Annotated in this window: 18 protein-coding genes and 1 pseudogene; 11 read left to right on the forward strand and 8 right to left on the reverse strand. The window is 43.9% G+C overall.

Going from position 1 to position 21,053, the window contains the following annotated elements:
• Positions 1–87 precede the first annotated feature (87 nt).
• Together queE and queC are read left to right on the forward strand one after the other, a co-directional pair.
• Complete coding sequence (gene queE, locus QZV86_RS00705) at positions 88–744, forward strand: 7-carboxy-7-deazaguanine synthase QueE (RefSeq protein ID WP_295623380.1); 657 nt, start codon at positions 88–90, stop codon at positions 742–744.
• A gap of 19 nt (positions 745–763) precedes the next feature.
• The gene (gene queC / locus QZV86_RS00710; protein ID WP_295623362.1) at positions 764–1,438 is read left to right on the forward strand and encodes a 7-cyano-7-deazaguanine synthase QueC; all 675 of its coding nucleotides are present in this window, start codon (positions 764–766) and stop codon (positions 1,436–1,438) included.
• Positions 1,439–1,441: 3 nt separating this feature from the next.
• Here the strand turns inward: queC and QZV86_RS00715 are convergent, their stop codons facing one another.
• A complete protein-coding gene (locus tag QZV86_RS00715; RefSeq protein ID WP_295623363.1) occupies positions 1,442–1,789 on the reverse strand; it encodes a hypothetical protein in 348 nt (115 codons plus the stop codon).
• 17 nt (positions 1,790–1,806) lie between these two features.
• On the opposite strand from QZV86_RS00715, the pseudogene QZV86_RS00720 reads away from it, so the two are divergent.
• The 5 genes and pseudogenes from QZV86_RS00720 to QZV86_RS00740 form a co-directional block, all read left to right on the forward strand.
• A pseudogene (locus QZV86_RS00720) lies at positions 1,807–2,164 on the forward strand (IS3 family transposase); the annotation flags it as partial.
• 454 nt (positions 2,165–2,618) lie between these two features.
• Positions 2,619–4,007: a GGDEF domain-containing protein gene (locus QZV86_RS00725; RefSeq protein ID WP_295623364.1), complete on the forward strand. Its 1,389-nt coding sequence runs from the start codon at positions 2,619–2,621 to the stop codon at positions 4,005–4,007.
• Between the two features lie 3 nt (positions 4,008–4,010).
• Entirely contained in the window at positions 4,011–5,336 is a 1,326-nt protein-coding gene (locus tag QZV86_RS00730; protein ID WP_295623365.1) for a glycosyltransferase, read from the forward strand.
• Positions 5,309–7,504: a TolC family protein gene (locus QZV86_RS00735; RefSeq protein ID WP_295623366.1), complete on the forward strand. Its 2,196-nt coding sequence runs from the start codon at positions 5,309–5,311 to the stop codon at positions 7,502–7,504. Before QZV86_RS00730 ends, QZV86_RS00735 begins: the two co-directional genes overlap by 28 nt.
• Positions 7,488–8,537 carry an HlyD family efflux transporter periplasmic adaptor subunit gene (locus QZV86_RS00740; RefSeq protein ID WP_295623367.1) on the forward strand — a complete coding sequence of 350 codons (1,050 nt, stop codon included), beginning with the start codon at positions 7,488–7,490 and terminating at the stop codon, positions 8,535–8,537. The genes QZV86_RS00735 and QZV86_RS00740 overlap by 17 nt, the downstream gene beginning before the upstream one ends.
• A 100-nt stretch (positions 8,538–8,637) precedes the next feature.
• Here QZV86_RS00740 and QZV86_RS00745 read toward each other — a convergent pair whose 3' ends face one another.
• Positions 8,638–9,237, reverse strand: coding sequence for a histidine phosphatase family protein (locus QZV86_RS00745; RefSeq protein WP_295623368.1), 600 nt, complete (start codon positions 9,235–9,237; stop codon positions 8,638–8,640).
• 260 nt (positions 9,238–9,497) lie between these two features.
• Positions 9,498–10,331, reverse strand: a complete 834-nt coding sequence (locus tag QZV86_RS00750; RefSeq protein ID WP_295623369.1) for a TRAP transporter TatT component family protein — start codon at positions 10,329–10,331, stop codon at positions 9,498–9,500.
• A 475-nt stretch (positions 10,332–10,806) separates the two neighbouring features.
• Between QZV86_RS00750 and QZV86_RS00755 the strand changes: the two genes are divergently transcribed.
• Positions 10,807–11,316, forward strand: a complete 510-nt coding sequence (locus QZV86_RS00755; protein WP_295623370.1) for a GNAT family N-acetyltransferase — start codon at positions 10,807–10,809, stop codon at positions 11,314–11,316.
• 212 nt (positions 11,317–11,528) lie between these two features.
• Positions 11,529–14,984 carry a transcription-repair coupling factor gene (gene mfd / locus QZV86_RS00760; protein ID WP_295623371.1) on the forward strand — a complete coding sequence of 1,152 codons (3,456 nt, stop codon included), beginning with the start codon at positions 11,529–11,531 and terminating at the stop codon, positions 14,982–14,984.
• A gap of 151 nt (positions 14,985–15,135) precedes the next feature.
• Here mfd and QZV86_RS00765 read toward each other — a convergent pair whose 3' ends face one another.
• Positions 15,136–16,311, reverse strand: coding sequence for a M20 aminoacylase family protein (locus QZV86_RS00765; RefSeq protein WP_295623372.1), 1,176 nt, complete (start codon positions 16,309–16,311; stop codon positions 15,136–15,138).
• Between the two features lie 2 nt (positions 16,312–16,313).
• A complete protein-coding gene (locus QZV86_RS00770) occupies positions 16,314–17,201 on the reverse strand; it encodes a Stf0 family sulfotransferase (protein ID WP_295623373.1) in 888 nt (295 codons plus the stop codon).
• Between the two features lie 205 nt (positions 17,202–17,406).
• Between QZV86_RS00770 and QZV86_RS00775 the strand changes: the two genes are divergently transcribed.
• Positions 17,407–18,039 (forward strand): cell wall hydrolase, encoded by a 633-nt coding sequence (locus QZV86_RS00775; protein ID WP_295623374.1) that lies wholly within the window; start codon positions 17,407–17,409, stop codon positions 18,037–18,039.
• Positions 18,040–18,223: 184 nt separating this feature from the next.
• Here QZV86_RS00775 and QZV86_RS00780 read toward each other — a convergent pair whose 3' ends face one another.
• Positions 18,224–18,400, reverse strand: coding sequence for a hypothetical protein (locus tag QZV86_RS00780; protein WP_295623375.1), 177 nt, complete (start codon positions 18,398–18,400; stop codon positions 18,224–18,226).
• Entirely contained in the window at positions 18,397–18,636 is a 240-nt protein-coding gene (locus QZV86_RS00785; RefSeq protein ID WP_295623376.1) for a hypothetical protein, read from the reverse strand. Before QZV86_RS00785 ends, QZV86_RS00780 begins: the two co-directional genes overlap by 4 nt.
• Positions 18,637–19,115: 479 nt before the next feature.
• Here QZV86_RS00785 and QZV86_RS00790 point away from each other — a divergent pair, with 479 nt between their 5' ends.
• The gene (locus tag QZV86_RS00790; RefSeq protein WP_295623377.1) at positions 19,116–20,174 is read left to right on the forward strand and encodes a cytochrome-c peroxidase; all 1,059 of its coding nucleotides are present in this window, start codon (positions 19,116–19,118) and stop codon (positions 20,172–20,174) included.
• 142 nt (positions 20,175–20,316) lie between these two features.
• On the opposite strand, the gene QZV86_RS00795 is transcribed toward QZV86_RS00790, so the two are convergent.
• On the reverse strand, positions 20,317–20,934 hold the full coding sequence (locus QZV86_RS00795) for a PEP-CTERM sorting domain-containing protein (protein ID WP_295623378.1): 618 nt from the start codon (positions 20,932–20,934) through the stop codon (positions 20,317–20,319).
• Positions 20,935–21,053 lie beyond the last annotated feature (119 nt).

Below are 21,053 nucleotides of genomic sequence, written 5' to 3' on the forward strand. Positions count from 1 at the left end.
AAATTTAAACATCACTCCTCAATTGCTGTTTGCTGCATTCGCCACAAAGTAGTAGAGTCCGTTTTTTCCTTCAGGTAACTAGTAATGATGCAAGCGTTAGAGACAACAACCTTGCGTGTCAGTGAAATTTTCTTCTCGTTACAAGGTGAAACAAGTCGCGTTGGACTACCTACGGTTTTCGTACGTCTGACAGGCTGTCCCTTGCGTTGCGGCTATTGTGACACCGCCTATGCGTTTACTGGCGGTGAAAATGTTTCTATTGCAGACATCTTGGATCGAATCACGCATTACAAAACGAATTACGTCACCGTTACAGGCGGAGAACCGCTAGCTCAAAAAGCTTGTTTAGTTCTGCTCACTGCACTCTGCGATGCCAAGTATTCGGTATCGCTCGAAACCAGCGGCGCCTTGGATTTGTCGCAAGTAGATCTGCGCATCTGCAAAGTAATGGACATTAAAACACCAGGTTCTGGTGAGGTCGTAAAGAACAACTGGGAAAATCTAATCTATCTGACACAAAAAGATGAAATAAAATTTGTACTGTGTGATGAAACAGACTATCAATGGGCCATTGAAATTATTCATCAAAAGCAGCTATCGCAGTTATGCCCAATCTTATTTTCACCGGTTTATAATAGCCTAAATCCCGCAACGTTGGCCTCTTGGATATTGCGCGATGAATTACCTGTCAGAATGCAACTGCAAATGCATAAATTGCTTTGGGGCGAAGGACCGGGACGATGAAGCCAATACCAATCAAACTATGAAGAAAGCAGTTGTATTATTGTCCGGAGGATTGGATTCCGCAACCACATTAGCCATTGCCCGCGACCAAGGTTTTGAGTGTCATGCATTGAGTATCGATTATGGCCAACGACATTACGCAGAGTTAAATGCCGCGCAAAAGGTCGCACAATCATTGGGCTCCCATGCACACAAGATAATTAAGATCAATCTGACCGCATTTGGTGGATCTGCGCTAACGGATCAATCCATTGAGGTGCCTACCTCTGGGAAAAATATTAATATTCCGGTTACTTATGTTCCAGCCAGAAATACCATCATGTTGTCACTGGCATTAGCCTGGGCGGAAACATTGGATTGCCAGGATATTTTTATTGGTGTTAACACAGTTGATTATTCCGGTTATCCAGATTGCCGGATGGAATACATTCAGGCTTTCGAAAAAATGGCTAACCTAGCGACTAGAGCGGGCATTGAAGGCAAACAGCTAACCATCCATACGCCGCTCATGCCTTTGTCCAAGCAAGAGATAATTCAACTTGGACTTGCTTTAGGTGTTGATTATAGCTTCACCGTTTCTTGCTATCAGGCGGACGAAGCGGGACGAGCTTGCGGTGTCTGTGATTCCTGTCGGATTCGCAAAGCAGGGTTTAAAATAGCGAACATAATCGATCCAATCATTTATAGACCCTAAGCACTATTTTTTCTGAGTATCATTTTTACTGCCTTCCTGACGCATTTTACTTTCAAGCTTTTGTATTTGCTCAGGCGTCAAAACCACTTGCAAGTGTGATCGAGTTTCCTCCTGAATTAACTGCAATTTCTTTCTTTCTTCATTGAAAACGGCTTCAACTTTCTTTTTTTCTGTATTAAGAATGGCCTCAACCTCACCTCGCTGAGTTTCACTAAGCCCCAATTCTTTAGTCATTTGATCGATGGTATTTCGATTATCCGCTGGAGAGTTTTTATTTTGGGCATATGCGATTGAAGCAATAAACAATAAAGTTATCAGCAGTAATACAACAAATTGAATTTTCATTTCCATCACGATCACTTTAAGTTTCTAAGAAGAAGGCTATCTGGCAACGCCAGCCACAAGCAGGACTGATAGTACAGCAGGACTCACGGATCGCAATATGCCAGTAAAGAATACCGGCGGCTTCTGAAAATACATGGCTTTATGGGTAGCATGAGCCGTATTGGTGATTGTTTCGACAATGCTGTGGCTGAAAGCTTTTTCCGCAGCCTCAAACAGGAGCGAATCCACTGGCGGCATTACCAAACCCGCTATGCAGCACAGCAAGATGTGCTGCACTATATTTCCATGTTTTATAACAGCCATCGATTGCATTCAGTCTTGGAATGCAAAAGCCCGAATCAATATGAGCTAGAAACAAAAATATTGAAAAAAGTCGCTTAACTGGGTTGTCCGGTTTGACTTGACTAGGTCATATCTCTTCTTCAATTGACACTAAAACTTCGTCACGCGCCCGAAATAAATCTAACCCGGATTGCATCGATTGAAAGTTCACGCTGAGTGCAGAATAGATGTATGCCATGCATTAAGCCGCCCCAGCTGTTCTTTTATCATCCCAGATAGTTACCAGGGATAATTTCTTCTGGCTCAGCCATGCGCTGTTGTATTTCTACACGGCTTGCTTGCCAAACGTAAACAAATTGAAACGGGGATTTCAAATTAAAAGAATGATAAGCTATAATCCAATATTACAATTATTCAATATGGTTGCATGAGAATATTAAATACAATTGTATAAAACCACACATAATGGCTTAATTTATCTCTTACTTACTTTAAAGTAGTTCACCCTACTATATAGTTATTCTTGCAATTCAAGAATCATTGGAAGCCAGACATGCTTATTGTTTTCTCCCAAGACCAAGAAGAAACTGATTTATCAAGTGAATACAAAAATCTCTTTAATATTTCATATTTTAGTGATTTTTCAGTTTGGGAGAAGGAAAGAATTATCCCATCAGCTTTTATCATCCAAGGAAAGGATAAGCATTACATTTCTACCATCCTTGGAAAAGTGCGTAAGGATAGTGAATTTTTTGCATCTTTGTGTTTTATTACCGATTCAGCTTTTCCGTACGACGACTTTATGCTCGACGGGCAGCTACCACAACCCATAGATTTACGAGAAGAAATAAATCAGTTTGATAATTTGCTGAAATCCCTGAAGAGTAATGAAACCTATATCACTCATCAAGGACGACTGATTAAATATTTCTGGTTGCGGCCGGACTTTGTACTTCAACCATATCATGATTGGCAACACGCGCGTTTCTATCGCTATCCATTACTCGAAGCGCTAAGCCTAGATAAATCGGATAGTTTTGAGTGGCTGCGAAACCTTGCAAATAGTAAAATAATCGATCCTATCCTGTTGATTGATCGTCAACGTGAATGCACCGATTGTCGATCTTCTCATTTAAGTTTTGTTGATGTTTGTCCAAATTGTCTTTCTATAGACATAGGGATGCAAGCATCGCTACATTGCTTTACTTGCGGATGTGTTGATGTGCAGGAGAGATTTCTGCATAGCGGCACATTAATCTGCCCCAAATGCCATACCCAGCTACGTCATATCGGCAGCGATTATGATAGGCCAATCGAAAACTATCGGTGCCATTCATGTAGCCAGTCATTCGTTGAAGGCGAGGTGCAGGTTCGCTGCGCTATGTGCGAGAAGGAGATGGAATCCAGTGAACTTATTCAAAATGAGATACGTAATTGGCGCTTAAGCGACAAAGGAAGAACAATCGCTTTTCGTGGAGAAGTTTTTGATTTATCTTCAGGCTTTGATCAGCTCAACTTCATTTCCCGCGAGTTGTTTATCCACGATCTTGATTGGATGATGATAACGTCACGACGTTATCCAAACGTTAATTTCAGTTTATTTGGAATTTATTTTCCCAACTTACCAGAATTAGTCGAGCTTTTTAATCATGCACGATTACTGCAAATGCTTGAATCCTTTGCGCAGCAATTGAGAAGCTTATTACGCACCCCTGACCTTTCTACCCGAACAGCGGAAAACATGCTTTGGCTGCTCCTGCCGAATACTGACGAACAAGGATTATTCGGTTTCCATAAGCGCATAGAAGGCAGCATGAAATTATTATTGGAACAAAGCGAACATAAACTGGATTTTCGCTTTATTAGTATTTCCTCGCAAAAACTATCCAGCAAGGAAAACGCTGAGCTGCTGCTTGCCCGCCTATATGGTGAGTTACTGTAATTTATGGAAAGTCTGAATCAGGCTTGGTATTTGTTTCAGGCTACCTTGTCACGCTATCAGGATTTTCAGTATGTATTCATGCTGATTCCATTTGTGTTGTTTTTTGAGCTGCCGCTTTATTTCATCAATTGGATGAGCGTATTTCGCTATCTGATTAAGAATGCTATAGAGGCACCTTTGACGCTTCATTACTTTCCCCGCGTGACCTGCGCGATCACCTGCTATGCCGAAGGGAAAGCTGTTCAAAACACGGTGATATCACTATTGGAACAGATCTATCCCGGACACATAGAAATAATTGCGATGGTGGACGGAGTGAAAAGAAATCAAGTCACTTATCATGCTCTGGTGGAACTCGTTCCTTTAGTTTCGCAATATCCTAAACGCTCGCTGGTGATTATTCCGAAGTTTCAGCGCGGAGGCAGAGTTTCTTCACTCAATGCAGGGCTAAGCCGAGCTCAGGGGGAGATTTTTCTTGCACTGGATGGTGATACATCATTTGATAATCAGATGATTCGCTATGCCGCAGCGCATTTTAGAAACCCTGATATGGTGGCCGTCACAGGGCCGATGCGAGCACGGAACGCTAGAAAAACAATCATGACGCGATTGCAGAATTTAGAGTACATGTTGACGATGCAGGTGGGAAAATTAGGCTTTGCGAAGCTGGGTGTTATCAATAACATACCCGGAGCATTCGGTATTTTCAGAAAATCCTTTCTGCAACAAGTAGGGGGATGGAATACTGGAACTGCTGAGGATCTGGATTTGACACTTCGTATCAAACAATATTACAAGCGCCACCCACATCTGCAAATTGAATTTGAACCAGGAGCTGTTTCTCATACCGACGTACCCGAAAGTTTAATAGACTTTCTTAAGCAACGCTTAAGATGGGATGGCGATCTTTGGTACATATATTCGAATAAGCACAAGTATGGTATTTCAGCTCCCATAATGGGATGGAAGAATTTCATTTTCCTGCTTTGGTACGGCATCTTATTTCAGATTGTTATGCCTTTCTCCATTGTGTTATATACGATCTATATCGCGGTGAAGCTTCCGCTATATGCTTTCTTACTTAGCATGACATTGGTTTATGCATTCTATTTTTGCCTCATTACTATTCAGTACATTCTCTATCTGATATTCATCACAGACAGAAGAAAAGAGGACTGCAATGCTATTTTTATCCTTCCGGTTTATCCAATATTTCAATTTATATCCCGTGTCTGGAGCGCGCTTGCTATCCTGAATCAGATTATCAATAAAGGCCACTTGGATTCGGCAATGGCACCGCTATGGGTACTCAAGAAGGGGAAACAGTAACAGTGCGCTTCTTATTCTTATCAGCTTTACTGATAATGCTAAATTCAGGTGCGTTTGCTGAGCCAAGAACACTGTCTGAATTTTACTCGCATCTTGATCAAGCAGCATCGATATTGAAAGCACAAGCCGATTTAGAAGCACAGCGATCCAACTTACTGGCTCAAGAGGCACTCAAGGGCCTAGAAGTATTTGGAGGTGTTTCCGGTGGTTTCCAAAAAAGCCCTTTTGCACGAGAACCATTTGGGCATTTTTTTGATCCCCTTGCGCGCATCGGATTGCGCTACCCTTTGCTGGGCAGTGCTGAACGACAGCAACGTGCTATTGAAGACGCAGCCACACAAGTAAGAATTGAAACTATTCGCTTAGACTGGAGCCGTCGGCTAGCAGCACTTTTTTTAGAAGAAAACTACGCAGCCTATTGGAGCGCACAAAAAATCCTGTCGCTGACAGATGCTTACCTGCATTTGCGTAGCGAAGGCGTTGAAAATTTGTTGCGCAAGCGGCAAGAAGCAGGACTGCTGTTTAAATCAGATTACTTCGAGTTTCTTTCCGCTTTTGAGCGGGCGCAACGAACACAAGTTGAATTTTTTAACAACAGCAATCAGGCGTTAATGCGATTAGCGCATTTAACTAATTCAACGGTGCCGCCTTTTACACCCGTCAAGCCATCTCTAGGTAAGATTGCAAGTACCGTATCGAACGAAGTCGATCAGCTTGATCTGAGAATATTACAAACGCAAATAGATAATCTGCAAAATATTCGGGATACTCAAAATTGGCAAGGAATAGAATCTGATGTTTCAGTCACTGGTTTCGGAGGACCGGCAATTCCTCACCCATCACCGCCTGATGGGATGCAATGGGGATATGGCGGAGCGGTTGGTTTTAATTTCAGAATGCCACTCGAAATTGTCAGTTACCGAAAAAATGAGCAATCCCGATTAAATAGTCAATTGATCAGCTTGCGCGCGGATTACACACGACGGGATCAGGAGTTGCAACACGATTTTCATGCACTACTGAGTAGCTTCCAGCAATTGGATCAACAAATCAATTTTCAGCGTACCCGCCTTGAAGCCGCGCAAGAATTAATGCGCGAAAGATATCTTCGCCTGCAAGTACTGGATGGAGATGTGATTGAACAATACCTACAAGCACTGAATGCCTATTATCGTATCGCGGTAGAAAATATCGAAGCAGAATCAGAGCACTGGAAGCTGCATATCCGCTTGCGCCAATTTATTTTATTACCGAACATACCAGCAGAAGATAATTACCCGGAAACGGACATCACTTCATTGACCGGCCCGCTGCATCAAGCAAGACAATTTCTAATACGTGGAGATAAAACAACGGCAAAACAGCGAACTGAACATGTTACACCCGTGAACATACAGTCTATTTCTGGTCCACTTGCTGCTTATGTCTGGAATTCTGAGCAATTAATGACACAAACTGGATTATGGGAAGAAAAAGAAACCCCATCATTTAATCGTTTTCTTGTTTCTCTGAATGCACAGCAAATTTCACAAGTTGCAGAAAACCCAAAGCGCCTACAAAACTTTTTGCATGACGCTCGTCGTCACAAAAAAAAGATCGAATTACTTTTAGGTGATCCGAATTGGATTTTGCCCAAGTATCGCGATAATTTACTGCAAATTATCCGTAAACTCGCAGGCGTTAATTTCGACGGGCTGCATCTTGATATTGAACCGGATCAACTGGAATCGGAGCTGACTGGAAGAGCAAGGTTGGAGGAATTTGTCGAAACAATTCGGCAGGTAGCAGCCATTTCTCCATGGACTGTAGGTATCAGTATTCACCCACGTTATTTAACCAAGGAGTCATCCTTTGGTTTATGCATTCTCTGTGAACTAAGTGAGATCGAAGTGAAAGAAATTGCCGTTATGTACTATTCGATGAACATACAGGGCATTGTCACAACGCTTAAATCGGCTATGCAGCAACATCCAACACTCGTGTTCAGCCTTGCGCAAAGCTTAGAGAAGGAATTAGGTCCCGAAAACAGCTATGCACAAAAGCCGCAGCGTAATTTTATCCATGCAATGCAGCAGCTTCAGGATCAACTACAAAACGCAAACTTTGGTGGTCTCATTATTCAATCATGGCTAGACTGGGAAAATTACCTTCATGAAAATCCGCTTTAATCAACCTGAAAATAAAGCCCCGGATATCAATCGAGGATTACGCGTTCACTATAGTGAAGCAAAGCGCCCTGGCAGACCTTGGCGTTGGTATTCGATTGTCGTGATCTCTAGTCTCCCGATCATTTATTTGTTGGGAATAATTATCTGGGAAACAATTGCAATTGAAGCAAACGGACGCATTAGGGTCGCCAATATTTCAGTCCGTACTGCTGTTGATGGATACGTTCAACAAATATTTGTCGAACCATTACAAACAGTTTCGGAAGGCGAGCAATTGGCTGAACTGACCAACGTACCATTACTTGATAGCCATGGCCGGTTAAAGATTGAAATTGATGCGCTAAATAAAGAAAAGCAAAAGATATCAACACAAGCCAATCAGTCGACGTCAAATTCGGCACAATTAATGAATTACGCCCAAGAACATAAAATATTTGCGCACAGACGCCTACAGCATTATGAAACATTGTTTAAGCAGGGCGCGGCTACTCAAGCCGAAATTGCTTCAGCCAAGAATCAGTATCAGAGAACACTTGAAAATATAGTGGCACTTGAGAAAGCAGAAAATCAAGAGCAGAATCAGTCAGCTGAAATGCGCAGGATTTTAAATCAGATTAGCCAAATGCAACTCGAGTTTGAGAAGATTCAAGATCAGATACAACAACTAAGCCTTGTTGCACCCACAGGAAATGGAATAGTTACCGAGATATTTGTACAGCCTGGAGAATATTTGGGCCGTGGACAAGCATTGCTTGAAATTATTTTCCCTGAGAAAGTATATGTTGATGCCTTTATTCCCCCCAAATACCAAGATTACGCTGTAGAAGGGCAAATTGTAATTGTAAAATTCCCCAACAAAGAAAAAACAAAGGCAAAGATAATTTCCGTTCCGGGTGTCACACAAAAAACACTGACAGAAGAAGTTAATCCGCTCGAACCAATCCGCACAGCGATACTGGCGCATCTGGAATTTATTGAGACTCCTAACAATCGACTAATCAATGGAATGCCGGTAACAATTTATTTCTATTAAGAAGTTGTTGAAAAACGTTCTCGAAGTAGCCGATGCAGTTAGTTTTTCAACAACCCGTAAACCACCGCAAGAGGCAAATATAAATCTTTTTTCCTGCCATCTAAGCGGACAATTTCCCATTCAATAACTCCAGCACTGCGCCTGATCCGGCATGACGAATACGCGCAACCCCGCCATTGCTGATTTTGATGCGATATAAACCAGTCACCGGTGCCTGAATTGTCTTTGCAATCAATGCGCGCATCACGCCGGCATGCGCGACGATCAGAATATGACGACCGAAATAGCGTTCGATAGCGGCTTCATAGGCTGAATAAACCCGTTGAACAAAATCGTTGAGAGGCTCAGCCCCTTGCGGTCGAGCATCCACCGGATTCTTCAAGAAAGCTTGATATTCAGACGCTCGCCCAATTTTAACCTCATCATGACTCAATCCTTCCCATTCGCCAAATCCCACTTCCTTGAAACGCGGCTCAACTGAAACATTAATGTCATGACGTTCCCCTAAAGCATAGGAAAAGGCCTGACAACGTTGCAGCGGAGAAGTAATAATCTGCTGCCACTGATTATACTCACCAACAGCACGCCACATTTGTAACCACCCTTCCTCGCTCAACGGATCATCCACGCCATGACCGCGATAACGACGCCCGCCGATGGGCTCACCGTGGCGGATCAAATCGATTAGAGTTTCAGTCATAAAGAATGCTGGGAGGAAAAATCAGATGCAGTAGTTTAGCTGATTTATTCCGCAGGAAAAGTGAAATTGGACAATAAATCCGATCGCTTTGAATTTACCGCAATGATTAAGATAACTTCAAGGCAGTCGATGCCAAGCAGGATCAAGAGAGAAAGTGCAGCTTATGCAGAATAAAGAGTATTTTCAGTCAATTGTTAATTTAGCAAAAAGATAAATGATTCCTCGCCGATTTGTAGTTTTCTAATTTTCCAACCGCGCATCTAATAATTTCCCACCTTAATATTCGTCCCACTAGTTTTCTTAACCACTTCCAGCGCGATATCGACATATTCGGTAAATTCCAGCGCATCCTCTTCCGCAATCGGTGTTGTCAGAACAAAATCAGCATGTTTGCGCGCTTCATACTTTCTACCTATTTCATACAATAATTCAGCATAAAAGGCGCGCGTAATGATGTCCTGAGGAAACAGTCCGTGCGCCCGCTTGAGATGTGCGAGCGCTTTCTGGTTACTGCCAAAGCTGATTGGAAACCTCGGTAGTTTGTGATACATGCGGCCCAATGCTCGATGAGCGCCGGCATTCTCGTATCTTTCATCAAGCTCGACTACTTTCAAAAGCAAATCTTCCATCGGCCGAAGCATCCTCAGTGCATTGAACATACCGCTATCTTCAGCGATTTTCCCCATCGCAGCAGCCTTCCAGAACAACCCTCGCACATCATTGGCATTCAGTGCCAATGCCTGATCAGCCATGGCAATACTGCGTTCAAACCAATGGACACGGTGATATTTATCGAGCTCGAGCTGAGCACGCATAAATTTCAAGCGAGCAAGCTCTGCCAGGGCCGTCGATTCCCGGGAATCTCTTGTCAAATCACGAAACCAGTCTATGGTCTCCAACAACAGCGGCGTATCAATGGCATACTTCCACGCTGCCAGTTCAATTTTCTGCTGATTTTCCGGAGTTAACACGGTGTAAGCACTGCGGTGCGCCAGCACCGATGATGTCAAACAAATGAACGCAACCACTCCGCATGTAAAAAGGATCAATTCTTTTTTCAATTGCTTTAAGTTTGATTTTATGAAGTTATTCATGTTAAACCCTTTTTATAAACGGTTTTTTGATCGACCTGACGAAAGTAAAAATACCTGTTGTTTCAGGACGCTTACTAAATATAAGCATAGCTCCATTCAGAGCAAACTCAAATCATAAATAACTAGGGAATTTATGCTTTTTTAAACAATCTGCTACTGCAAAACCTGAGGCGAAACTAAAAATGAATATAACTAATATCTCACCCTACGGATCGCAGTTAACCAGTGAGACAGCTAATCAATACCATGATTCCAATAATCTGCGACAAGTTCAACTATCTCACTCATCGGATGAATTTTCCACAAAACAAGTTGCATATTTTTTGAATCCCTCGTTAGGTTGCAATTTATCGCAACAAAATGACATTTTGTACCAATTGGTCACAAAGAGCGGATTTACGGTTATCAAAGGTTTCAAATCCTTTTTTAACCTTATATTCCGCCACATCTTGGGTTGACGGTATACAATCAGACAATGACCATACGAAAAGAGACACGAGATGATTATAGGGCTATACAGACACTCAATGAAGTTGCGTTTGGAAAACCAGACGAAGCCGAGTTGGTTTCAAAACTACGCCTCAATCCAAACTACATACCAGGGCTATCACTTGTTGCAGAAGAAGATGGAGAGGTTATTGGACACATTCTATTTACACCACTCGATATTTTTGATGATGTGTCTTCCCATCAATCACTCGCTTTAGCACCGATGGCGGTGCTTCCTAAACACCAAAAGAAAGGGGTGGGTTCTACACTTATTGAAGCAGGTTTTCAAAAGGCAAAAGATCTGGGATTTACATCCGTTATTGTACTCGGTCATCCTGAATACTATCCTAAATTTGGTTTTCTACCCGCAGAACGTTTTGGTATACATCCACCTGTTGAAGAATGGCAAGGGGCATTTTTTGCAAAAGAGTTAGCGAATGACGCACTGAAAAATATTTCAGGTACAGTACGCTATTTACCAGAGTTTGGCATTTAAGCTAACATTCCTTGCAATGTTTGAATGTTTGATTTGATATATTCTCTATCTTTTGAGAGTTCTGAAAGCCGCTCTATCCCATCTCGCATTGCAGCGAATAAAGTTACACTTCGTTCCGTTCTGCTACACTTTCTAGGATAATATACAAATTCAGATCACGACCTATCTTTCAAGTCTTCATTTTCCAGCGCTGCAAGGCGGGCATGTAAACAATGCAACACCAACACTCCTTACCTAAACCCGGCACCGTATCCCGCTATGCTGATTTTGACGGTTCCAGCGATGCATTATTCCTTGCACAATTAGCGCAACAGGCCAAACCCGTCACGGTCATTACCGCCAATGCGCTTGATGCACAAAGATTATTGGAAGAAATTCCGTTCTTTGCTCCCGAATTAAGAACGCATTTACTACCCGATTGGGAAACACTGCCTTACGATGTTTTCTCGCCCCATTATGATCTCGTCTCAGAACGGCTGGCAACCTTGTATCAAGTGATGAACAGCGCATGCGATGTGCTGATTGCGCCACTGACCACTGCGCTCTACCGCATGCTGCCACGCGAATATCTGGCAGCGCATACTTTTTTCCTCAAGCAAGGTGAAACACTGGATATGGCGGGGTTACGCAATCAATTGACATTAGCGGGATATTCGCATGTCACGCAGGTTTTTTCACCAGGCGAATACAGCGTGCGCGGTGGCTTGATTGATTTGTTCCCGATGGGCAGCCCGCTGCCCTACCGCATCGACTTGATGGACAACGAAATTGACACCATCCGCACATTCGATGTTGATACGCAACGCAGCATCTATCCAGTCAAGGAAATTCGCCTGTTGCCAGCACGCGAATTTCCACTGGATGAAGCCGGACGCACCTGCTTCCGTGGTAATTTTCGCGAGAAATTCGAAGGCGATCCGTCAAAAAAGCAGATTTACAAAGACATCAGCAAAGGCTTGACACCTGCAGGCATAGAATACTATCTGCCGCTGTTTTTTGAACAAACAGCAACCTTGTTTGATTATCTACCTGAAAACGCGTTGCTCTGCTTGCATCAGGATGTTCGTCCGATCATTGATGAATTCTGGCGCGATACCCAATCGCGCTATCAATTGTTGCGTGGCGATATGGATCGGCCGCTGCTGCCACCACTGGAATTATTCTTATCCAGCGACAGCTTTTTCGGCAAGATAAAACCTTATGCGCGCGTTGAGATTCTCTCCAGTATACAAGAAACAAAACTCACCGCAGCTAAACCAACGCTTCCGTTACCCCCCGTCCAGGTTAATCGTCACGCAGAAAATCCACTGGAAAAACTAGTGACTTTTACCAGTCGATTCACCCAATCAGGTGGACGCATTTTACTGCTGGCGGAAAGCATGGGCCGACGCGAGCTCATTACGGAATACCTGAATCAATACGGTCTGCATCCGAACAGCTGCGAGAATTATGCACAGTTCTTGAGCAGCTCGCAGCCCTTTATGATGAGCGTCGCACCACTACACACCGGTTTTATGCACGAATCCGCGCAACTAGCCTTTATCACCGAAACCGAGCTGTATGCAACCCATGTCTATGGGCGGCGCGAACGCGAAGCACGCAAAACCACATCAACCGACAACATTCTACGCGACTTGTCAGAAATCAAACCAGGCGATCCAGTGGTGCACGAGCAGCATGGCATCGGTCGTTATCTCGGCTTGATCAGCATGGATGTCGGCGAAGGCGAATCCGGTGAGCTCAGTGAATTTCTTGCGCTGGAATACGACAGCGGCGACAAACTGTACGTACCGGTTTCACAGCTTTACCTGATTGGACGCTACAGCGGCGCAGCGCCCGAATCTGCACCACTACACAAATTAGGTAGCAATCAGTGGGACAAAGCCAAGCGCAAAGCGATGCAGCAGGTACGCGACACCGCAGCAGAATTGCTGAACTTATACGCTCAGCGTGCGGCGCGTGAAGGTCATACCTTTACACTCAAACAACACGACTATGACGCATTCGCGGAAGGATTTGGTTTTGAGGAAACCGCGGATCAAGCGGCAGCGATCAAAGCGGTGATTACAGATTTAACATCCGGAAAACCTATGGATCGATTGATATGTGGCGATGTCGGATTCGGCAAAACCGAGGTAGCGCTGCGCGCAGCCTTTGTCGCTGTCGCCGACGGTAAGCAAGTCGCAATCTTGGTTCCCACCACGCTGCTGGCGGAACAACATTTCCAGAATTTCTCCGATCGCTTTGGCCTAATAGCCGATCAATGGCCAGTCAAAATCGCCGAATTATCGCGTTTTCGCTCCGCCAAGGAACAAACGCAAGCAATCGCCGGTTTGGCCAAAGGCGAAATCGACATTATCATTGGCACGCACAAGCTGATTCAGAAAGACGTCCACTTCAAAAACCTAGGGCTAGTGATTATCGACGAGGAACACCGTTTTGGCGTGCGGCAAAAGGAGCAGCTAAAAAAATTGCGTGCCGAAGTTGACGTACTAACGCTGACCGCCACGCCGATTCCACGCACCCTGGCGATGTCGCTAGAAGGGTTACGCGATTTCTCCATCATCGCCACTGCACCGCAGCGCCGTTTAGCAATTCGCACGTTTGTCAGCGGATTCTCGATGGGCATCATTCGCGAAGCGTGCTTGCGCGAACTGAAACGTGGCGGGCAAATTTATTTTCTACACAACGAGGTCAGCACGATTCAATTGATGTATGAGAAACTTTCCGGTTTGCTGCCCGAAGCGCGCATCCATATCGCCCACGGACAAATGCCGGAACGCGAACTGGAACATGTAATGCGCGATTTCTATCAGCAGCGCTTCAATATCCTGCTGTGCACCACCATTATTGAAACCGGTATCGACATTCCGAGCGCCAATACCATTGTCATCAACAATGCGCACAAATTCGGCCTGGCGCAACTGCATCAATTGCGCGGCCGTGTCGGGCGTTCTCACCATCAGGCCTATGCTTACTTGCTGACGCCGCCGGAAGAATCGCTTGGCGCGCAAGCCAAAAAGCGCCTGGAAGCAATTCAAGCGATGGAAGAATTAGGCTCCGGATTTTATCTGGCAATGCACGATCTGGAAATCCGTGGCGCCGGTGCGGTATTAAGCGAATCACAAAGCGGCGAAATGCAGGAAATCGGCTTCAGTCTTTACAGCACGATGCTGGATACTGCGATCCAATCCTTAAAGCAAGGCAAAGAGCCCGACATGCAGCATCCGCTAGGCGTGGCGACCGAAATCAATCTGCACGTGCCCGCACTGTTACCGGACGACTACTGTCACGACATTCACGAACGTCTGGTGCTGTACAAACGCATGGCCAACTGCGCCGACAACGAACAATTGGATGACATGCATCGCGAACTGATCGACCGCTTCGGACTGTTGCCCAGTCCGGCACGCACATTACTCGACTGTCACCACCTACGCATCGCCGCCAAGCCACTTGGAATCACTCGTATTGATGCGAGTGCAGAAAGCATTCAAATTCAGTTCATTCCGAATCCTCCGATCAATCCGGCGGAAATTATCAAACTGATCCAAAGCAGCCGTGAATATTCGCTATCCGGCCCGGATCGATTGAAAGTTCAAGTGCAAATTGCGGATGTTAGTAAGCGGGTGATACGGATTAAGGAATTGATACAGAAGTTGGGGTAAATATGTAATTCTGCTAAATTTTGGAATCAAATAAAAATAGAACCATCTATAATGCACTGAGTAGCAGTAATAATCATGATGTTAAATCTGCCTCTAAAAACAGAAGACAAAAGATAAAAATTTGACATGGATTTTCAATACCTAATACAGTCTAAACTGGCAGTTCACTTTCCACTAACCTAACCCAATAGGCAGCACCAAAGGGTAATATCTCGTCATTAAAATCGTAATTTGGATTATGCAACAAACAACTACCCTCCGAGCTACCGTTGCCAATCCAGATATAGCAGCCGGGTTTTTGCTCTAGCATAAACGCAAAATCCTCAGCACCCATGCTGGGGGTTGGTGCGGCATTGACGCCACTGGCACCAGCAATGGCGGTTGCAGCGCGGATCGCGCTGGCAGTCTCATCTGGACTGTTGACAGTAACCGGGTAGCCGGGGTTCTCAGGGTTAAAGTTAATGTCGGCGTGAATCCTAAAACTCTGCGCGACACTCTGGGCAAGATGGCTGATGCTTTGTTCCAGTTGCACACGCACGGAATTTTTAAAACAGCGAAACGTTCCGCGTACTACAGCAGAATCTGGCAGTGCATTCCAGGTATTACCGCCATGAATTTGCGTGACGCTGACCACAACGGCATCGGCCGGATTAATCTGACGGCTGACGATGGTTTGTAATTGAGTGACTAGATGCGCTGCAGCGACCAGCACATCGTCCCCCAAATGCGGCATTGCGGCATGAGTCGCTTGCCCTTTCAGATTAATTTCAAAGCAGTCAAACGAGGCCATCATGGGTCCGGATTTAACTGCGAAATGACCAACGGGAATATCCGGGAAATTATGCATGCCGAAAATCCGTTGCGCAGGGAATTGCTCAAACAAGCCTTCGTTGATCATTTGATGGGCGCCGGCCCGGCATTCTTCCGCCGGCTGAAAAATAAAATACACTGTCCCGTCAAAACGACCGTGGCTGGCAAGATAATGCGCTGCACCGAGTAACATGGCGCTATGCCCGTCATGACCGCAGGCATGCATTTTCCCGCTGTGGCGGGATGCGTGTTCAAACCTGTTTTGCTCTTGGATAAAAAGTGCATCCATATCAGCGCGCAGCGCGATGCTGTCGCTACTGCTGCCACGGCACAGAACTCCGACAATGCCGGTTTTGGCCAAACCTTGATGCACTTTGATACCAGCTTGCTGCAGTTGCTCGGCAATTAACCGGGCCGTTGCGGTTTCTTCAAATGCGGTTTCCGGATATTGGTGTATCTGTCTGCGCCAGCGGCGCATGTCGGCTTGTAACGCTAGAATTACCGGATCAATGTTCATAGTTAATTTGTGTCGACAGTCGCAGTAATACGCGAAGAGTCATACCGATCCGCAGTTTCACGATGAAATTGGGTAAGTCGCCTTTCTGATTGTTCATCACGTTGTTTTTCTAGCTGCAGTTTGGCGGGATTAATTTCCCATCGCTTGGAAGTAGGGATTTCCAGGAAATGCAGTATTTCTGAAATAATGAATTCAGGGTTTATTTGCAAATCTTCATAATAGATTCGATAAGGATTCAATTTAAGCTTATCAAAATAAAGTTCAAATTGTGACTGCGCAAACTGAATTTCAGAAATCACTTCTATGATTTGTGCGTTGCTGATGCTTGCAAGCTCTGTTTTTCCATTGACACCACTATTCCAGTTACTTTTCCATTGCCCTGTTTGTATTGCCACCAGAAATGAAAGCGCTTGCGCGGCAACATCTTTTCGTACGATGTAAATGAATTGAGGCTTGGAGATTATCTTGGGAATCACTTTTATACGGGATAAAAAATACAACTGATCCCAAGAAAGTTTGGTAGCAAACACTTCATTCAATGTGCTGTGGTTATTAGGTAAATTACGTATAAAGCCATCAAAAGAATTTAATTTGCATACAGCGCAATCTTCCAGAACTCGCTCTACATTGAAAAATTCATCGGCCAATCCCATTAATCCTGTGGCATAGAGCAATTCAGCCAACCAATTCGAACCACAACGGTTTGTAAAACAGAGTATTACTTGTTTTTGTGTATTAATCTTGATTGATAAATCTCTGAAAAGAAATTTATCAGCTTGACTAAAATATCTTAAAGTTTCAATTTCATGATGTTGAGCGATATATTCGATCGGAAATGGCCGCTCTCCTGGACGAATAAAATAATAAAGGGATTGTAAAAATGATAGCATCTTGCTTCGACTTATAGCACAGCACCATCAGCATTGCCAAGCTAGGCCGCTGATGGTCGGCTCTAAACGATCCAATTGCCAGAAAATTGACAAGTTATTGAAGAAAAGCACTTACAAAGAAATATTCGTGGAATACAAGAGTTATGGGCTATAGTCTTAATATCAGATCTGCTGGGAAAATTTAACGAAAATAGGAAGCTTTACTATGCCGCAAATATGGACTCTATTTTTGCTTATGTCATTTCTTCTTGTTAATTTAGTTAACGCCACTGAACAAACTCCACCAAAGGCAGCCTCCATTGCCAAGGAAAAAGCAGAAATGCTTGAAAAGAAGGTATCTGACAATGATAGCGAAACACCGCCCAAGCCGGCTGAAACCATTACTAAACACCAAGCGCGAGCGGTCGACCCCAGCGGCGAAGAACCTTTGGAAGATGTAATAACCTGCTTGGCACGCAGTATCTATTGGGAAGCGAATCGCACCGATGATGCAGAGATGGAAGCCATCGCCAGTGTAGTTATGAACCGACTGGGTCATGAAGGCTTTCCCAGCACTATCTGTGAAATCGTGAAACAAGGTCAAGAACAGGGTTCCTGCCAGTTTTCATGGTGGTGCGATGGTCGCTTGGATGATGCACAGGAAGAAGAGTCTTATTCACGTGCGAAGGAAATTGCCCGTATAGCTCTCAACCAGCAACTCCAGGATCCGACAGATGGCGCCATGTACTTTCATAACCGAAAAGTGACTCCAGATTGGTCTAGCGAATATATTAGAACCGCCAAGATCGGCGAGCATATCTTCTATAAACCGGCCGATGGCAAGGCCAAGCAGGAGTAGTCAGTTGATTATTCAAGAACCCTGCCACACGCTGCGGTACATTTCTACTCTGAACAACGCAAGTTGATAATTCCTGCGAATTACGCACCTAATGCGCGCAATAGATTTAGCAAATTTATTCTTTGCAAGCACAATGCTGGCTCTCAATAAGGAATCGAGAGCCAGCACCAAGCTAAAAACATAACTAAGGAAACGAAGGCACCCTCGGTTCGATTTGTTCGACTTCGACCTGCGGCAAATGTTGTTTAACTCGATCTTCAACTTCATTCACTCGGTCAGTAGGCACATCAACCAGAACCAGTAATTTACCAGCCTCAATCTCATCCTCAAATTCCTTGGTTTGTCGATTGCCAACACTCATGCCAACCATACCGTCAACCCATGAACCCACTCCTGCACCCACCAGCGTGGTCGCCAATAAAACACCTCCAGCGATGACCGTTGATGCTGGTGGCAAGCAACTGCAACCAGCCCAGCAAGCAAACCTGTTGCACCACCTACTGCGACCCCTTGCTCTACGGCAGGAATAAAATCAGTTTTTTGCAATAGATTAGCTTCCGGCAAATCCTCAAGCGGTATACCACGTTTAGCAAGCACATGGATATGCTTCTCATCAATTTTTTCTAGAAGTAAATCCTCGACAATTTTTTGGTAGTATCCATATCTGGAACTAGAAAGTATATACGTCGTATAATTCCCTCCTCAGAGATTATAAATTTAAAAAGAAAACGCAAAAATGCTCTTCTTTTCGGACTTGAAGAATTCCTTTCAGTTAAAACCCAGTATAGTTTGTATTGTCCCCTCTTCTAGTTCTGATTTAATCGCATCAGGCTTTATTTAACTATACATTTTTAATGTATGTGCATATTGATTTTTCCCAAGCTTATTACTAACAATAAGCCGATAAATTCTTACAAATAGCCAATTTAAGTATAGAATAAAGCCATCAACCATCATTTGGAAATTGATATAAAGTATGCTGCAACAACATCTTTTTAACAATTCTCCAGCAATAAGCGTTGTTGCTTATTCATTAATGTTGATTAGGGTGCTAATGTTTAATTTTTGGAGGTTATATGAAAAGAGTATTCTTATTTCTGGCATTGATGCTAAGTTCCTATAGTTATGCCCAAAGTGGACATGATCATCAAGGAAATATGCAAAAGGGAGGAGGCCACCATGATGAAATGCACGGTGATGGTCATCACGGAATGGGCGGGATGATGCATGGCGGCCATCACAAACTTGATAGAACCACACTAAAACACTTTTTCGAACCGCTACCCGCATCAATTATCGACGAAAAAAAGAATGCCACATTAATTGCGCTGGGCAAAAAGCTTTATTTAGACCCACGGCTTTCAGCAAATGACACGATCTCCTGCAATTCCTGCCATCAGCTAGATAACTTTGGTGTTGATAGTCAACCCACATCGCCAGGTCATGAGGGAAAACGCGGCGGTAGAAATTCTCCAACCACGTTTAACGCCGCACTTCATATTGCCCAATTCTGGGATGGGCGTGCTAAAGACGTTGAAGAACAAGCGCTCGGTCCAATTCTGAACCCGATCGAAATGGGTATGCCAAAAGATGTTGATGTAGTCGACAAACTGAAAAAGATAGACGAATATAAGACTATGTTTGCGCAAGCCTTTAAAGATGAAAAAGATCCAATCCTGTATGTAAATATCGGCAAGGCAATTGGCGCATTCGAGCGCACGCTCTTAACACCTTCGCGCTTTGATGATTTCCTCAAAGGCGATGAAAATGCATTGAATGACACTGAGAAAAGAGGTTTACAGAAATTCATCAATATGGGATGTGCAAATTGCCACAACGGCGTAGCAATTGGTGGAAATTCATACAAAAAAATTGGTCTTGTCGTACCCTATGAAACCAAAGATTTAGGAAGATTTGAAATAACCGGACTTGAAACCGATAAAAAGGTATTTAAAGTACCCAGTCTAAGAAATATTGTCAAAACTGGCCCTTATTTTCACGATGGCTCGGTTGCAACTTTGGAAGAAGCAATCGAAGAAATGGCAGAACATCAGCTTGGACAAAAGGTAGGACCAGGATTTGTGAGTGACGTTAAAGCTTTCCTGGGATCCTTAACTAGTAAAGAAAAAAAATAAAATTAGATTTTCAATGACTCAAATATAAAATGAGCAGTAAATAATCACTAATTTAATCCACTTGATTATTCGATTGGAGCAAATGGACAAACTAAAAGGGAGCCGCGGCTCCCTTTCTTTTAGAAACGGAACTGAATACCAATTATCTATTAAGCTCAATATCTTTTCTGTAACGTGCCATAAAACCCAATAAACCTAAACCAATCAGAATCATTGCATAAATTCCCGGTTCAGGCACAACACTGGCAAATGAAATCATATCCAATGAGCCGCCATAGCTATCACTCTTTCCAATGGCACTGAATTTAAGCAAGCCATTGCCGTCAAAATTGAATATCGTTGAATAATTTTGCCAGTTATGATGACTGCTTCCACTGACACCATTTAATACCGTTACAGGCGCTGAACCATCCAGCGTGAATGACAAATCATTGGTGTTGCCAGTACCAGGGCGAGCTGAGTACCAGAAACTGAGCTGGTATAGCCCCGGCGTCCCAATTAACACCTGCGATATCGAACTATTAGAATAAGTATCCAGTTCAATAAAATTCACACCTTCAAAAGCAGTTCCAGCAACGTTATTGCGCAACTCGACGTTAGGAGCCCCGTTCCATCCGATCAAGTTTTTATAGATATTCCATGTTCCATTGGACTGAAAATCCGCTTCGAAGCTACCATTTGTCACAAGCTCTACAGCTGCTGAAGCAAGCATCGGGGTTACGAGAAAGGCACCTACTACATATTTATAAAATCTTTTCATACAATCACCTGTCAAAGAAGAAAAATATAACCTGCTTCTTAACAACGAATGGCTATGCAAAAGCTTTAGGGAAACACTGATTAATTCACCGCACACCAAGGGCTAATCGAGCGGTTTTG

It is taken from the genome of uncultured Nitrosomonas sp. (genome assembly GCF_902826915.1).
GTDB lineage: Bacteria > Pseudomonadota > Gammaproteobacteria > Burkholderiales > Nitrosomonadaceae > Nitrosomonas.